This is a genomic window from Nocardia sp. NPDC102475, from assembly GCF_055584605.1.
This window is the reverse complement of sequence record NZ_JBVJLS010000035.1, coordinates 24,685-40,542: the sequence shown is the minus strand read 5'-3', so window position 1 is coordinate 40,542 and position 15,858 is coordinate 24,685. Positions and strand designations below refer to the sequence as shown.

At 64.9% G+C, this 15,858-nt stretch carries 14 protein-coding genes and 1 pseudogene; 5 read left to right on the top strand and 10 right to left on the bottom strand.

The window, feature by feature from the left end; all coding sequences use genetic code 11:
• Nucleotides 1–326: 326 nt before the first annotated feature.
• From ACZ60G_RS39845 to ACZ60G_RS39810, 8 genes are all read right to left on the bottom strand, one after another.
• Nucleotides 327–1,511, bottom strand: coding sequence for a DUF4192 domain-containing protein (locus ACZ60G_RS39845; protein WP_465817138.1), 1,185 nt, complete (start codon nt 1,509–1,511; stop codon nt 327–329).
• A 515-nt stretch (nt 1,512–2,026) separates the two neighbouring features.
• A complete protein-coding gene (locus tag ACZ60G_RS39840; protein WP_465817137.1) occupies nt 2,027–2,305 on the bottom strand; it encodes a hypothetical protein in 279 nt (92 codons plus the stop codon).
• A gap of 442 nt (nt 2,306–2,747) precedes the next feature.
• Nucleotides 2,748–3,002: a hypothetical protein gene (locus ACZ60G_RS39835; RefSeq protein WP_465817136.1), complete on the bottom strand. Its 255-nt coding sequence runs from the start codon at nt 3,000–3,002 to the stop codon at nt 2,748–2,750.
• Nucleotides 2,999–3,133: a hypothetical protein gene (locus ACZ60G_RS39830; protein WP_465817135.1), complete on the bottom strand. Its 135-nt coding sequence runs from the start codon at nt 3,131–3,133 to the stop codon at nt 2,999–3,001. The genes ACZ60G_RS39835 and ACZ60G_RS39830 overlap by 4 nt, the downstream gene beginning before the upstream one ends.
• 79 nt (nt 3,134–3,212) lie before the next feature.
• A complete protein-coding gene (locus ACZ60G_RS39825; RefSeq protein WP_465817134.1) occupies nt 3,213–3,968 on the bottom strand; it encodes a hypothetical protein in 756 nt (251 codons plus the stop codon).
• Nucleotides 3,956–5,161 (bottom strand): hypothetical protein, encoded by a 1,206-nt coding sequence (locus ACZ60G_RS39820; protein ID WP_465817133.1) that lies wholly within the window; start codon nt 5,159–5,161, stop codon nt 3,956–3,958. The genes ACZ60G_RS39825 and ACZ60G_RS39820 overlap by 13 nt, the downstream gene beginning before the upstream one ends.
• Before the next feature lie 96 nt (nt 5,162–5,257).
• Nucleotides 5,258–6,043: a class II glutamine amidotransferase domain-containing protein gene (locus ACZ60G_RS39815; RefSeq protein WP_465817132.1), complete on the bottom strand. Its 786-nt coding sequence runs from the start codon at nt 6,041–6,043 to the stop codon at nt 5,258–5,260.
• The gene (locus tag ACZ60G_RS39810) at nt 6,031–7,080 is read right to left on the bottom strand and encodes a hypothetical protein (RefSeq protein ID WP_465817131.1); all 1,050 of its coding nucleotides are present in this window, start codon (nt 7,078–7,080) and stop codon (nt 6,031–6,033) included. The genes ACZ60G_RS39815 and ACZ60G_RS39810 overlap by 13 nt, the downstream gene beginning before the upstream one ends.
• Before the next feature lie 468 nt (nt 7,081–7,548).
• Here ACZ60G_RS39810 and ACZ60G_RS39805 point away from each other — a divergent pair, with 468 nt between their 5' ends.
• The gene (locus ACZ60G_RS39805; protein ID WP_465817130.1) at nt 7,549–8,052 is read left to right on the top strand and encodes a hypothetical protein; all 504 of its coding nucleotides are present in this window, start codon (nt 7,549–7,551) and stop codon (nt 8,050–8,052) included.
• On the opposite strand, the gene ACZ60G_RS39800 is transcribed toward ACZ60G_RS39805, so the two are convergent.
• Nucleotides 8,010–8,342 carry a hypothetical protein gene (locus ACZ60G_RS39800; protein WP_465817129.1) on the bottom strand — a complete coding sequence of 111 codons (333 nt, stop codon included), beginning with the start codon at nt 8,340–8,342 and terminating at the stop codon, nt 8,010–8,012. The two genes, ACZ60G_RS39805 and ACZ60G_RS39800, sit on opposite strands and share 43 nt — an antisense overlap.
• Nucleotides 8,343–8,996: 654 nt before the next feature.
• On the opposite strand from ACZ60G_RS39800, the gene ACZ60G_RS39795 reads away from it, so the two are divergent.
• Entirely contained in the window at nt 8,997–12,212 is a 3,216-nt protein-coding gene (locus tag ACZ60G_RS39795) for a protein kinase domain-containing protein (RefSeq protein ID WP_465817128.1), read from the top strand.
• A gap of 83 nt (nt 12,213–12,295) precedes the next feature.
• On the opposite strand, the pseudogene ACZ60G_RS39790 reads toward ACZ60G_RS39795, so the two are convergent.
• Nucleotides 12,296–12,484, bottom strand: a pseudogene (locus tag ACZ60G_RS39790) (aldo/keto reductase); the annotation flags it as partial.
• A 382-nt stretch (nt 12,485–12,866) separates the two neighbouring features.
• Between ACZ60G_RS39790 and ACZ60G_RS39785 the strand changes: the two are divergent.
• The 3 genes from ACZ60G_RS39785 (at nt 12,867) to ACZ60G_RS39775 (ending at nt 15,431) form a co-directional block, all read left to right on the top strand.
• Nucleotides 12,867–13,496 carry a DUF8020 domain-containing protein gene (locus ACZ60G_RS39785; RefSeq protein WP_465817127.1) on the top strand — a complete coding sequence of 210 codons (630 nt, stop codon included), beginning with the start codon at nt 12,867–12,869 and terminating at the stop codon, nt 13,494–13,496.
• 73 nt (nt 13,497–13,569) lie between these two features.
• Nucleotides 13,570–14,424 (top strand): HpcH/HpaI aldolase/citrate lyase family protein, encoded by an 855-nt coding sequence (locus ACZ60G_RS39780; protein WP_465817126.1) that lies wholly within the window; start codon nt 13,570–13,572, stop codon nt 14,422–14,424.
• On the top strand, nt 14,421–15,431 hold the full coding sequence (locus tag ACZ60G_RS39775) for a MaoC family dehydratase (RefSeq protein WP_465817125.1): 1,011 nt from the start codon (nt 14,421–14,423) through the stop codon (nt 15,429–15,431). Before ACZ60G_RS39780 ends, ACZ60G_RS39775 begins: the two co-directional genes overlap by 4 nt.
• Nucleotides 15,432–15,858 lie beyond the last annotated feature (427 nt).

The window sequence follows — 15,858 nt, the reverse complement described above, 5'->3', positions numbered from 1 at the left end:
CGCAGGCTTCTCGAACCCACGGGGTGCAGTTGGGCTGTCGGACGCAGTTCGCCGTTGCCTTCCGCGTGAACGCCCTTCGGAATGGGTGAATCCACGGGAACGGGCGTGAACGTCAGTGCGGGTACGGCAGCCAGGCGTCGGGATCGCAATTCGGCCAGGTGCGCGGTGTGTGAAAGGCGACGGGACCGGCGACGCGAGCAGCTATCAGCCGCTGCGGCAACATGTTCGGATCGCGATCGTGCAGCAGCCGATAACTTCGGTGAGCGAGCATTGACCGCCACGGGGCAGGCAGTGCCTGTCCGGGATCGGCTTCCGGCAACCGAAGGTCAGTGTGTGAGGTCGATGCCCAGGTCGGTGGCGATGTCATGCCCGCAGTGAGCCAGGCGGCGCACGGTCTCGGGTCGCATCCCGGTGGTCAGGCAGGTCGCCAGCAGGATTGCCATGGAGTGGGTTGGGTCGGCGTGGTGGGCGGCCTGTATAGCGATCCCCGCGAGGACGCCGTCGCCGCGGGTGTAGGCGCTGAATCCGAGAAGTGTTGCGGCATCGGCCCGGTCGGTGCCCGCGGTCGCGTGCGAGAGCGAAAGCCACAGGCGTTCGGCGGCGTCGGCGTGCTCACCGTCGGCGAGGCCGAACAACGCGTCACGCACCACCCGATCCCGCAGTGCTACCGCCAGGTCAGCGTATTCGCGGGCAGTGGGGTTTGTGCCGGAGTCAGTGTCGGCGATATGCCACAGCACCCGCTCGAGCGTTTGCCGGTGATAGGAGTCGGGATCGCCAGCGCGGACCGCCGCCGCGTACCGGTCATGCGCCGCCGCCATGGACTGTTCGAGGTGCGCGGCGACTTGGGCGGTCAGTTCGGTGTCGGGGGTGAGTAGATCGGTCAGTTGCGAGCGTGCGGCTCGGATCGCTCGCCCGTGGAACACGTGCGCTACGGTCACCATCGAGGCCGCCGGATCCGGCAACGTTCCAACGTGTTCGGTGTCGAGCAGGCTCCACCATGGTTCGTTCGCTTCGATCGATCGCACCCCCCACGCTCCGGCCAGCAGCACCTGATGGTCTGCGAGCAGTTGCGCGAACTCCTCGATCAACCCAGCATGGCCTCCCGCACTCGAGTGGCGCCGGTCCGGGTGTGGTGGCAGTGCCCGGTCATCGATGATCACCGCGAGTACCTCGCCCGCGCCGTCCGTGGCGCAGATCCGGGCGACGGCATCGGCGTAGGCGACGGCCGACCCCGGTCGCTGGTCGCCGTCGCTGTCGAGGTACAGGTCGAACCGCGCGACCGCGTCGATGATCGGAGCGCTGTCGGGTTCGGGTGCGTCCCGCAGGACTGCGACCAGGAGCGAGCGTTCGGGTACGAACCCGACCATGGCGGGCATCGCCACGATCAATTCGCCGGGATCGTCGACATGCAACGCATCCGCCGAGAAAGGCTGCTCGGCACGCTGACCCGGCTCGGAGAGCCCAGGACCGGTGGACTGGGAGCGGGCATCGTCATCGGTGTTGTCGGACATGGGATTTAGTCCCTGCCTTCCTGTGTCGGTGGGTCACGGATGCTGGTGGTCATGGATGTGCGTTGACCGGCGGAGGACGCGGTTACGGCTGTGATGTCGTCGCCGAGGGCGGGGCCGAAGGGGATAGGGCCGCTGCTGCTGCGCCGGGACTCGACGACTCATCGACCAGAGACGCTCAACTTCTGTGCACGGGCGCGACGGCATGGTCTTTTGCGGTGCCGAGGTGGGTGTCGATCGTTTCTTGGCCGCGGGGTCGGGCTTGTTCGCGGCGGCGTCCGGTGTCGGCCAGGGTGATCCGGATCGACCACGAGGCTTCTGATCTGGTGAGACCGCCGAGCGAGTGCGCGCAAGACCCCGAAGCGTTGCGCCCGGCTCTTGCGATGGGCGGGGGGTTACCGGTGATGGGTCAACGCATCCAGCAGCGGGAGAGTGGCTGGTTGTTCACCGGCACAGTGGTTTCGGTGCTGTCGGCTCTGACGCAGCCGCGAACGGTGTGTGCCCCAGCTTCGGTGTGGTCACCACACATGGCTTGCGTCGCTGAAGAGTTCGCGTGCGGTGATGAGTGCGGCGAGTAGATCCGTCGGCCGCTCACCGGTGTCGGTGGGTGCGGCGTTGCGGATCTTGCGCAGTTTCAACAGCCGGGCGTTGCGGATGTCGACACCGAGAGCGGGTGCGACGCTGTCGTTGCCGGGGTCGGGGATGATGGTGTAGTCCGATAGCGCCAGCCATGCCTGATACCAGGCTTCGGCGGGCTGACCTTCCCGCGAAGGTGTCGTGGGCGGGGTTTCGGTCACGGCCCAGCGGGCGCAGCCGCATTCGGGATCCTCACAGCGGCTGAGGCCTTCGCCGAGGGAGGCCGGGTTGTAGCGGCTGCTGCGCCCAGCCAGCGTGGGGCACGCGCGCTGGGAATAGTGCCCGCATTCGGGATGGACGCCAGGCTCGACCGCGATTCCTCGCAGGTAGTCACTGGCCGCAGTTGCAGTACGACCCGGTCGCCGAACGGTTCTCCGTAGATCTGCAGGGGTTCGCCGCAGACCTGACACAGTTTGCGGGTCAAGGCGTGCAGTCGACGGACGGGATCGAGAGCTCCCCACACGGGGTGGCTGCGATCGCGATGCGCCAGCGTGATGTACGGAACCACGAGCCCATGCGAGGTTGGTGCGTGCATCAACCGCATCGGCACCGCAGGCTGCGCGGGTGTACGTGTGCGGCGGGGAGGTGGGGTATCGGTCATGGTCACCTCGAATCTGTTTGTGGCGCATTGAGGTTGCGCGGCGCGCGACGGACATCCGGTGGATCGGGTTCTGCGGACAGGACGATCGTGGTGATGCGGTCAGCGGTTTCGGGACTGTGGATGCGCACATGGATGTGGGCGGTGCGCGCACCGGGGGTGGCCGCTGGTTCGGCTCGCCAGGGCCCGAACCGGTCCTCCTCGAGGTCGGGGAGGTTGGTTTCGATCCAGGCCAACAGGTCTGCGCCGCTGGCGATCACACCGAGATCCAGTGCCGACCGGTATGCGGGTCGTGGTCGTGCACATCAACCACGGCGATCGTGGTGGCGGCGGTGATGGGGTGAACATCGATATCGCGTAGTCGCCTCAGGGCTTCTGCTGGATTGGGCATGTGTCTCATGCGAATTCGCGCCTTTCCGCGGGGGAGCCGCCACCGTGAGCCCGTTGGTGGTGGGTGGATGGGTTGGGGTTCAGGCGGTTTCGAGGTCGAACAGGTCGGCGTAGCGTTCCTCACCGTCGTAGGAGGGGCAGTCGCATTGCGGGAACACCTGTAGGCACTCAGAACAGAACCCGCAGACTAGGCAGTGCGGGCCGGTGGGGTCGTCGTTGAATTCGCCGCATTCGCTGCAGTAGCCCCAGTAATCGGTGTCGCTGGCCCACAGCGCGGGCAGGTAGGTGTGGTTGGAGTACCAGCTGCCCTGGTCCCAATGCCCGCGGTGCTCGTTGAAGATGTAAGCGCTGTGCTTGTAGGCGGGGTCGACCGTGAGCAGCACCATCTTGTCCATGCCGAGCCAAGCTTCGAGCTGTTGGCGTCCGGTCCAGGAATCCAGGGACCCGAACGGGCGCTGCGGCAGGAATTCCTCGGCGGCGATGCGGGTGTCCGAGCGTGGGTCACCGGGGGCGGGGTGCACGGTCTCGGGCAGGATCCCGTTGTGTGCGAGCACTGTTCGTTCGTCGCCACCGACGAGGAAGGGGTGGCAGTTGTCGAGGGTGCGTGGTCCGTGGGTGGCCAGGCGGGAGTGGAACAACGCCGCCGCGTCGGGGTACTGCTGTCGGACAGCGGCGAATTCGAGGATCACCGCCTCAGCGTCGAGGCCGTGACCGACCGTGATGGTGGTGCCGGTGATGATGGCGTAACCGTGACCGTGGGGGTTGGCCAGCGCCCCACCGCGCAGGGCGTCGAGGTCAGGGTTGTGACCGGGTTTGACGAAGGTCAGGATGCACATGCCAGGTCCTCCAGTTCGGCCAGAAGCGGTGAGTAGGACGGGTGGGCGCGTAGCCAGGTGACGAAGGCGGCCCATTCCCAGCCGCGGCGGCGCGCGATATCGGCCGCGGTCAAACCGCGCGTGTATTCCACGGATGCCGCCGCGAACGCCAGTGCGGCTTGCACCTGTCGTGGCTGCAGGGAGCTGGCGAAGATGCGTAGTTCGAAGGTGTGCTCGGGGCGCACATTGATCGCCTGATAGCGCGCCGCGCCGCGCTCACCCTTCGCGAAAGCCAGCACATTCGAGCGCGCCTGCGGAGAGAACTCAGCCCAGCTCGATGACCGGCGCGCCAACCGGGTGACCGGAGTCTGGTTGCGGTAGACGAATTTGAGCCACCGGTAGGCGTGGGTGGGGGAGTCGAACCCGTCGCGGGAGAGGTGGACGTGGATACCGACGTCGCTGTCGGTGTAGCAGCCCAGCAACCGCAACCGCGCCAGCAAACCCCACGGAAACGCGGTTCGCGCGTACTCATACGACATGGGGTGGGTGACCAGCTCGAACCCACACGGGCTGATCGAAGAATCCTCCTTCAAGTAGGCCAGGTCGCCGAGGTGAGTCAGGGCGGTATCGACCGCATCATTGAAATGGTTTGTGGGGGTTTTGATTTCGAGTTCCAGGCCGAGAAACAGCGGGCCCTCACCGTGGAAGCGAGGCTGAGGTTTGTAGTCGTAGCCGTAGACCGCGGGATGACCAGGGCGGCAGCAGTCTTGGCAGTAGGTGTCGCCGTAGGGGATCAGGTCGAAGCATTCGGCGCATTCGCGGTAGTCCTCATCGAGGCACGCGTCGCAGACTCGGTTTCCGCCGTGGACGCCGTAGGTGTCGGTGCACAGCCGGGCGCAGTCGTCGCAGGTTTGGTAATCGCCTACGCAGTTCTCACAGATCTCGCGGGCACCGAGCGCGGTCGTCGTGGTGCGGGTGTAGGTGTGGCAGTCCGCGCACCGCGTCCATCCGGACACGCACCGCGCGCACAGCAGCGTGTCGTCGCTGGTGAGGTGCGGGCTGCGGGTGTGCCCGTCGCATTCGACGCACACCGACAGATCGGGCAGACATGAGCGGCACAGGCATTCGCCGTCGAGGGTCGTGGTGAGGTTCACCGGCGGCAGGGGATCGGCACAGTGCGAGCACGCGGAGTCGGCGACCACGGATGTGGGCATGACGGGAGACCTTTCGGTGAAATGGAAAGAACCCCGCGCCCAGCGGGATTCGCTGGGCGCGGGGTTCTTGGGGGACAAATCAGCGTCGGACAGGCCTCACGGCGACTTCGGCGGCCGATGCGACGCGGAGGAAGCCAGGACCAGCCGGCCACGCCGGGGAGGGGGACCGCCAGTGCGGTGGTGCCCGGCGCACTCGCAGTCGGGGAACACGGCATCGCAGTCGAAGCACCAGCCGCACCGAGTGCAGTAGCGGCTGGTGCGGTCGAAGTCGACGTTTAGGCACGACCGGCACAGGTAGCGGCGCGCCGGACGGCACGGCCGTGGCTGGTAGCTGGTGTTGGAGTACCAGATGCCGCCATCCCATTGGCCTGCGTGTTCACCGAAGAGGTAGGCGCTGTGGTGGTAGGCGGGATCGACGGTGAGGATGACCAGTTTGCTGCTGCCCAGCCACGATCGCAGACCGCCCGCGCCGCGGCGGGTGTCGATCAGCCCGAACGGATGCCGAGCCAGGTATTCCTCGGCGGCTATGCGGGTGTCCGAACGGCGATCGTACGGGCGCGGATGGACGCGTTTGGGCAGAGTGCCGTTGTGCGCCAACACGGTTCGCGGGTCACCGCCGAGGCGGAATGGATGACAGTTGTCCACGCAGCGGTCGCCGTGGGTGGCATAACGGGAATGAAACAGCGCCGCCCACCGCGGATAGCGTCGACGCATCGCGGTGAAGTGGTCGATCACGGCGGTGGCGTCCATACCGTGGCCGGTGATGATGCGGGTCCCAGCGATGACGGCGAAACCGTGACCATGCGCGTTCACCCTCGCCCCGACCGACAAGGCGACCGGATCCGGTGGGGCGCCGGGCGGGAAGTAGGTCAGCAAGCACACGACAGGTCCTCCATCTCCGCCAACAGCGGCCCATACAGGCCGCGATGTGCGGTGACCCAGGCGGCGAAGCGCGACCATTCCCACGCCCCCGCCCGCACATCGGCGACACGCAGGTGCCGGGTGTAGTCGATGGAGGCGGCGGTGAACGCCAGCGCGGCCTGGACCTGCTGAACGTCCAGTGAGGACGCGAATACCCTGAGTTCCAGGGTTTTTCGTGGGTAGGGGTTGATCGCTTGATATCGGCTCAACTCCAACGCGTGCAGCGGGTCCTTGGCGGTGTCTTTGACCTTGGCTCGCGCGTGCTGATCGAACGGCGCGTAGTACGAGCGGCGGCGCGCGATCGTGGTGACCGCGGACTCGTTGCGGTACAGCATTTTCATCCACCGATAGATGTGCGCTGGCGAGGCGAATCCGGCACGGCTGGCATGGATATGCAAACCGACACTCGAGTCGGTCTCACAGCCCAACTCCGCGAGCTGTCCCAGCAGCGGCCACGGGAACTCGCCGATCGCGTACTCGTACGACATCGGATGGGTCACCAACTCGAACCCGTCGGGCTCGATCGAGGAATCACGCTTCAGATACCCCAATAGCCCGAGGTGCTCGCCGGCGAGTGTGACGCATTGCCGGTAGTGGTGTTCGGGGACAATGATTTCCAGTTCCATCCCCAGATACAGCGGGCCGGTCCCGTGGAAGCGGGGGTCGGGTTTGTAGCTGTAATTCCACACATGATGCGGGTGATCGCAGGTATCGCAATCACCGCCGACACGGGTCAAGGTGCCGCAGCCACGGCAGCTCGCGTAATGCTCGGCACATCGACCACATACACGCCCGCCACCGGAGAGGTAACGGCTGCTACCGCTGTATCGGCTGCAACGGGTGCACAGGTCGAAGAACACCTCCGCGCACCGCCCGCACACCACCTCACCGGAATCGGTGCGCTGGTACGGCGCGGTCAGGCGCTGACACGACACGCAACCGACCCACCCGGCGGTGCACCGCGCGCACAGCCGGTACTGCTCCGCGGTGTCGTTCACCGCGACAACCCGGTGACGGCAGCCGTCACAGCGAGGCAGATCCGACAAACAGTGCTGGCAAACCCACTGATCCTGAACCGGGTACCGGCCGCCGGTATCGGTCGACCGGCACACGACACATCGCACTGCAGGGGGAGGGGATTCGGGCATGGCTCAACACCTTCCGGACACGAAAGAACGCCAGGCCCACGCGTGTGCTCGGCCTGGCGTTCGGATCAGCGGGAGATTTCAGCTACTTGCTGGCAGATGGTGGAACGTCGCGGACAAGGCGAGATGTCTCGCTGGCGGTGTCCGTGTCCGCGTGTATCGAAAGACACAGAATCAGAATTGAATTGGACGGTGTAGCCGCACCGATCGGGCGCAGCGATTGGGCAACGGAATTGCAGAAGACCAGATCCGTCACCGGCGGATCGGCGCGTATTCTGTTGGTTGGGGATTGACGCGCGGATCAGCCGGTTAGGGATCGGCATGAACGACAACATCGCGCCCCGTCGTGCCCGCGGCACTCGGTCACCAGAAGCTGCTGAACGACTTCGACGCTCTCGAGCGCTGATCCGTGATCGCCGTGATGCCGCTCGCAAACGGGAACAGGCTGTTACCGCAGCGGTCAAGCAGTACATCACCGCGTGGCAAGAGATCACGAACATCGAGCGGGCGCGTGATGACAGAATCGCTGCGCTACATCAGCAGATAACAGCCGCGAAGGAGAGAGCAGCCACCGAAAAAGCCGAGCACCAACAACGGCAAGCGCTCGCCGCCGCCACGATCCGCCAGCAAGGCAACACCGACGACGAAGTCGCCGAACTGCTCGAAATCACGCCCAAGCAGGCCCGCCAGCTGATAGCTGCCGCCAACGACACCGCAAAGACAGGCGCAACAGTCCACGGCCCAACCGGTGACTGCGCTCGCCGAAGATTCGATGAGCGCAGTCACCCGTCGAGAGCATGTCCGGAATTCACGCCCTCGCCGTAGTCGTAGCCCAAGGGCACGCTGACCTTCGTCTGCCGAGATTCGCCGTCACAGGTCACCTGACCCAGACCCTCGTCTTTCATCCGGAGGGGTTGGCCTTCCGGGCTTTTGAACCATTCGGACTCGACCTTGACCCACAGGACGTTCGCCTGGCCGGGTTCGCAGACGTAGGTGATCTCGGCGGCGACCGACTCCCAGGCTTCGCTGTGTCCGGCTATGATCGCTCTCCCGATCCATATGCTGGTCGTTGCGCTGGCCGGTCCGGCTGCGTTGACCAGTACAGCGGCGGTCAACGCGAGGATCGAAGCAACAAGTTGCAAAGCTATCTCGAAGACGGCGCCGCGCCCACCAGGTCGTCCTTACCATCAGCCACGCCCTCGGCACCTGGGCACTGGTACCCCTCCGGATCCTCTGACGTACCCGACCAACCGGAGGTGCACCACTTCGCCTGCGCGCGGCGACGCCGTTGACAGACCGTGAAACCTCCCACAGAGAAATTTCTGATGAAGCGAGTCTGCGCGCTGAAAGTAACGGGTGAAATTCGCGAGGGAGGGCACCTATTACGCATACGTTCCGGCGTTCACCTCTCGATGACCTGGTTATGTCGTCGAGACTACTTGCAGAGAGTTATTCCACGAGTTCCGACCACTTTCAATATCGACTATTAATTCGCAAGTCTTCCGATAAACCCCAAATATACACGATGATCGAAGGCGAACTTCACCCGCTGTCGATGGAACAGCCGTGAGTGAAGTTGTCGCTGCAGTCCACCCGTGCCAGATTCCCAGTATTCAGAACCTTGTTTTGGTGATATGGCCCCGAGACTCGACCAACCGTGCACGTTGCCAACTCGGTTCCGCAGAGAAACCGAGGGAAGAAAGGCACCCTGCGAAGCCACCGGCGGCGATAGTCTGGATTCACCTGCTGGCAAATTTCACGAGTGGCCGATGGTCGAGAGCGATCCGTTCAAGACTCAGCGTGATGATGTCGATGTCGTCACGGAGCTGGACGCTGCGGGTTTCGCTGACGCGAAGGAGATCGGGCGGGGTGGTTTCGGACAGGTGTTCCGGTGCACTCAGCTCGCCGTGGACCGCACGGTCGCGGTCAAGGTGCTGACCGCCGAACTGGACGAGAATCGGGAGCGCTTCCTTCGCGAGCAACGGGCCATGGGGCGGCTGACCGGTCATCCCAATATCGCGGGGATGCTCGAAGTCGGCGAGACCTCCGCCGGTCGCCCGTACCTGGTGATGCCCTATTACGCGCGCGGTTCGCTCGATGCCCGCATCCGCCGGGACGGCCCGTTGCCGCTGCCGCAGGTGCTGCGTCTGGGCGTGAAGATCGCCGGTGCGCTTGCGACCGCGCATCGAGCCGATGTGCTGCACCGCGATATCAAGCCGAGCAACATCCTGATCACCGACTACGACGAACCCGCGCTGACCGACTTCGGCATCGCCCATATCACCGGTGGATTCGAGACCTCGGCCGGCACGATCACCGGGTCTCCGGCGTTCACCGCACCCGAGGTGATCAGTTCGGGCGCCGCGAGCCGGGCCTCCGACGTCTACGGATTGGGCGCCACCTTGTTCTGCGCGCTGACCGGACATGCGGCCTTCGAACGCCGCAGCGGCGAGCAGGTCGTCGCGCAGTTCCTGCGCATCACCGAGCAACCCGTCCCCGACCTGCGGGAGCGAGGCTATCCCGACGACGTGTGCGCGGTGATCGAGGCAGCGATGTCCCGTGATCCCTCCGACCGGCCTACTGCCGAGATGATCGGGGAACAACTCCGACGCATCGAACACGAGCACGGCTTCACAGTGGACGAAATACCCCTGCAGCACGCCTCGGACACCGGGCCCAAGCCGTCACCGACTGCAGCGGGAACCACCGCGGGAAATCTTCCTCTCGAACTGACCAGCTTCATCGATCGCCGCGTCCAGGTAGCCGAGGTCAAGAACCTGCTGGCAGGCTCACGCCTTGTCACCCTGACCGGGATCGGCGGAGTCGGCAAATCCCGGCTCGCCCTGCGAGTCGCCCACAAACTCACATCGGATTTCACTGACGGTGTGTGGCTGGTCGAATTGAGCGAGCTCCGCGATCCGGCGTTGGTAGTCGAAAACGTCGCCGCCACCCTCGGCCTGCAGAACCGCGGTGCCGATAGGACACTCGATGTCCTCATTCGGTACCTATCCGGCAAAGACCTTCTACTGGTCCTCGACAACTGCGAACACGTCGTCGACGAAGCCACGAAACTGACCGAGTCACTGCTGCGAACCTGCCGTGGCGTGAGAATCTTGGCGACCAGCCGCGAGGCCCTGAGCATCGGCGCCGAATCGGTATTTGCGGTTCCGCCCCTCGGGATTCCCGGCCAGTCCGGAAGACGGGCCGCCCGCGACGACGCGGTCACCCTGTTCGCCGAACGAGCCGCCACGGCCGTACCGGGTTTCGCGGTAACCGAACGCAACCGCTCCATCGTCACCCGCATTTGTGCCCGGCTCGACGGCCTGCCGTTGGCGATCGAACTGGCCGCCGCACGGCTGCGCAGCATGTCGCTCGAACAGATCGACTCCCGTCTCGACGACCGATTCGCGCTGCTGACCCGCGGCAGCCGCGGCGCACCGAAGCGGCAGCAAACCCTGCAATGGTGCATCGCCTGGAGCTACGACCTCTGCACGACGGCCGAACAACGCCTATGGGAGCAACTTTCGGTCTTCGCTGGTGGATTCGAGCTCGACGCCGCCGAACACGTATGCGGGAGCGACCTCGACGACGCGGAGTTGTTGGACGCTGTGGCCGCGCTGGTGGACAAGTCGATCCTGCTCCGCGACGAGACCGACCACAGTGTCCGATTCCGGATGCTCGACACCGTCCAGCAGTACGGCCGCCAGTTGGCCGAAGCACACGGCACCTATCCGGAAGCTGCGCAGCGCCACCACGATTGGTGCGAGCAGATGGCCCGACAAGCTGAGAAAGAGTGGGTCGGCCCGCATCAACTGGCCTGGATAGCCCGCCTGGAGCGGGAGTTACCGAACTTGCGGAAAGCAATGGAATTCGGCCTTTCCGAATCGAACGAAAGCGCTGTGCAGATCACGAGCACGCTCTATCAGTTCTGGACACTGGGCGGCCGGCTCAGCGAAGGCCGCCGCTGGCTGGAACGCGAACTGGCCCAGCCGATTCGCTCCCCGCAGGCCTACCGACCGAAGGCGCTCTACGCCGCGAGCGCGGCGGCAGTAATACAGGCAGACCTGCCGACTGCTTCCGACAAGCTACGAGAACTCGCCACCCTGGCCGACAGCGCAGCAGACCCGCTGACCAAGGCACTACTCGCCCATGCCGAAGCCCATATCTACCTTGCCGGCGGCCACGGCGAGCTCCAGCATGCGATCGACCTTCTGACCGAAGCGATCGCCCTGTACACCAGACACAGTGAACTCGGCTTGCAACTCGACGCCCAGGTCTCGCTCGGATGGTGTTATGCCCTTCGCGGCGACCACGATCGAGCGCTCCCGCCCCTCGAGGAAGCACTGGCTATCACCGAATCAACCGGCGAAGTAATGCTCCGATCTTGGGCGTTGTGGCCTGCCGGTTTCGCCCTGTGGCGAGAAGGCGATCTCGACACGGCCACGCGCATGCTCCGAAGAGGAGTACAAGCCGCCCGCCAGGTGAACAACCCCCTCGTCGCGGCGGTGTGCTCGGAGACACTGGCCTGGACAGCCGCACAGCAGCACCATTACCACCGAGCGACGGTTTTGATGGGCGTCGCCGACATGTTGGGTTACGCTGCCGGAATCTCCACCTTCATACTCCCCGATTTGCAGATCCATCGCGAAAAGGCCGAGCGAGCCGCCCGAACGACACTGGGCATCCGAGTATTCGAGGCCGCCCGCCAGGAAGGTACCGCGATGAACTTCGACACCGCGGTGGCCTTCGCCTTGGACGAAAACTCGTCGGCCGCCGCATCGGCAATGCCAACATCAACATTGACCAGGCGCGAGCTCCAGGTCGCAGACCTCGTCGCCGAAGGTCTGACAAACAAGGCAATCGCCGCTCGACTGGTGATCTCACAACGCACCGCCGAGGGGCACGTCGAACATATCCTGACCAAACTCGACTTCACCTCCCGCGCCCAGATCGCGGCATGGGCCAGCAGGCAGAAAAGGTCCTGAATCGCAGGCGGCGCACCGGCGGAAACAACGAGGACTTGGCCGAAAACATCGTTCTCCGAACGCGCGCTGGTCTGCCCCCGCGGCCGGGTCAGGCGACCCCGCGCGAGCGGGCTCCACGGCGTAACCTCCACACCGTGTGCGGCCGAGAACGGGATCATCTCCCGCTCCTCCTCGCGGAACAGCAGGTTGTAGTAGTTCTGCATAGACACGAACTGAGCCCGTCCGTGCTGTCGCTGAAGGTAGACGGCCTGAGCGAACTCCCACGCGCGCATGGTCGACGAGTCCCGGTATGCTGTTTACTGATTCTTCTCATCCTTCCCATACGAAGTCTCGCATTCGGTGGCATCAGCGAAACCTACCTGCCACCTGAAGATTCGACACGGCTCGCGCAGGAGCAATTCGACTCGATCTTTCCACTTCGCAAGACCGATCCGCTGCAGCTGGTCATCGTGACGGATACCCCGACCGACATCGGTGCGCTCCTGGAGCAGGCCAACAAAGCCCCAGCGCTCAACGGCGAATTCGACGTTCCAGCACAACCTCCGCACAGGGCCAACGTATGGACCAGTCAGGCGACACTTCGGGATACGTACGGCCAGCTCCACGACAGATCAGGCTGTCGACTACCTGCGATCGCTGCCGATTCCGGACAACATGACACTACTTGTAGGCGGCCAGCCCGCTATTCAGAAGGACAGCATCGACGCCCTGGTGCACCGGATCCCCCTGATGATCGCACTTGTCCTTTGCGTCACGACGCTAAGCGGCGCGTTCAAGATCAAGGCTGCGGACGGCACCGTATTGGCCGGGACCGAATTGTCCTTTCGGGTCGATGATTTCGTCTTCCCCATCACCGTCGAGATCAACGGGCACACCGCGACGTTGACGCCGCAGTTCGACCTCGCGCACGCGCGGTATCGTCCCGTCGCGCTGCCGTTCGAGGACCAGGCGCCGTTCAAGACGCCGTACGACCGCGAGCAGGCTGCCTGGAACCGGATGGTCACCACCATCACCGCCGGAGCCACGGTCGGCACGCTGGTCGGAGGGCTGTCCGGTGGTGCGGTGGGATGTCTGCTGGGCGGCATCGCCGGTGCGACCGGGGCGATCGTCGGCCTGTTCGGGGCGTTCGTGCCGGCCGCTGTGGTGGGCTGCCTGGGCGGCATCGTCGCGGTCGGTGCACTGGGCACGCTGGCCGGCCAGCTGCTGGTCACCGCCCCGGTGGCGATCATGGCCGGGATCCAGTACTTCACCACGATCAATCAGCCGTTCCCGGCACCGAAATGAAACCTGACCGTACCTATACTCCGATGCGGGTCCCGGAAACGGCACCCGCGAGATCACCGAGAAGGACTCCGAAGTGATCGCAACCCGCCGACGTGTAACCCTCGTCGCACCCGGATCCGACGAGCGCACCGCGCGTAAAGCACTCGACTCAACGGTCGACGAGGTCGTGCTCGATCTCGAGGATGCCGTGACTGTGACCCGCAAAGACGAAGCGCGCGAGTTGGTGGCCGCGCTGGCCGCCGAGTACGGACCTCGACGGCCGGTCTCCGTCCGGGTCAACGGTCCGGAAACCCGATGGTTCGGCTCCGACCTGACTGTTCTCTGCCGAATCGCGGATGCCTTGGCCTCCATCGTGATTCCGAAGGTCGACACCGTCGCAGACCTCGAGCAAGCCGATCGCATGCTGCGCGACGGCGGTGGCGCGGCTGTCCGGGTGCAGGCGCTGGTGGAAACACCCTCCGGAATTCGCAATGTCGACGCGATCGCCGCGGAGCCTCGGATCGAGGCGCTGATCATCGGGTACGCCGATCTCGGTGCCGCGCTCGGACGATCGGCGGCGGCTCGGCCCGAACAGTGGCTCTACGTCCAGGATCGAGTACTGCACGCGGCGCGGGTGGCCGGCGTCCAGGCCGTCGACGGGCCGTTCCTCGACATCGCCGACGACGCCGGATTTCGCCGTGCGGCGCAGTGGGCCGCCGATCTCGGGTTCGACGGCAAATGGGTGATTCACCCGGCGCATATCGACTGCGCGACAGAAGTATTCACGCCCAGCGGCGAAGAGGCCGATTTCGCCCGGCGGGTGCTGGCCGCGCTCGAACAGGCGCGGCAACGCGGCGCGGGAGCCGTGCAACTCGACGACCGGATGCTCGACGAAGCCGTCGCCGTCGCGGCGCGCCGAACCCTGAGCAGAAGCGGAGCCCGGACATGACACTCGGCGACCACACCCGCACCATCGCCGTGGGCGGCCCGTACTTCGACCAGCTGACCGTCGGGCAGATCTTCGACACCGCGCCCGCGGTCACCCTGACCGACGGGCTCGCCGCCGCCCACCAGGCGATCCTCGGCGACCGACTGCGCCTGCCGCTCGATGCCCGATTGTCGACCGCGGTCGCGGGCGGCCCACTCGCACATCCCGGACTGGTCACCGACATCGCGATCGGCCAATCGACCCTGGCCACCCACCACGTGAAGGCCAACCTCTTCTACCGTGGACTGCGGCTACACCGCCTGCCCCTGATCGGCGACACCCTTTCGACCACCACAGAGGTCGTCGGCCTGAAGACCAACGCGATCAGAGCCGGGCGTCCGGCGACAGGACTGGCCGCACTCCGCATCAGCACAGTGGACCAGCACGAGCGGACCGTGCTCGATTTCCACCGGTGCGCGATGCTGCCGCTCGATCCCGCCGTGGATCCGGCCGAGGTGATACGCACCGACGACCTGTCCACGATCGGCGACACGGGTAGCCCGAATCACGCTGTGCCCGAAGGAATCGACCTCGACGCCTATCGATCCGCCGTTCCCGGCACACATTTCGATCCCGCGCTGGCCGGGGTTCGATTCACCTCGAGTGGCGACGTGGTCAGTAGCGCACCGGAATTGGCGCGGCTCACCCTCAACATCGCCGCCACCCACCACGACGAACGCCTCGGTTCCGGTGGTCGTCTGGTGTACGGCGGTCACACGATCGGCATCGCGCTCGCCCAATCGACACGCGCACTACCCAATATGGTCACGTTGCTCGGTTGGCGATCGTGTGACCATACGGCCGCCGTGTACGAGGGAGACATCCTGACCAGCGACGTGCACGTCGAGAACGCAACTGCGCTTGCAGACGGGGGAATCCTCGACCTACGCGCGATCGTCTCTGCCCATCGTCGGGAAGAGTCGCCGGTGCAGGTGCTGGACTGGCGGTTCACAGCACTGTTTGCCTGACAGGAACTGCAACCCACCCGTCACTTAAACTCGGATCGTGATAACTATCTAGTTGGTTGATAATGTGATATCATCGATGCAGTTAAGCGGCACGGCTTGCATTGATAACGGAAAGGATGTGGCTGACCAGTGGTTTCCGGTAACGCACCAACCGCGCGAACAGATCGTCGCGGCGCTCTTGAATACCTATTCCTGCAACAATCGCTGGACGATCTTGAATCGTCCAACTGCGACCCAACACCCGAGCGATGACGAAAGCCCTGGAGGCATCTTTGGTCCAAGATGTAGAGTTACGTTTCGCTCGCGTTCTGGGCGCGGCCCCGCATCTCGATGCTGCGGCGAACGCGCCATGAGGTGGGAAGCAGCCGATGTCGTTGCGGTCACAACGGTTTTACCGACACAGTGGGAATTATTGCGCGCGGTCCGT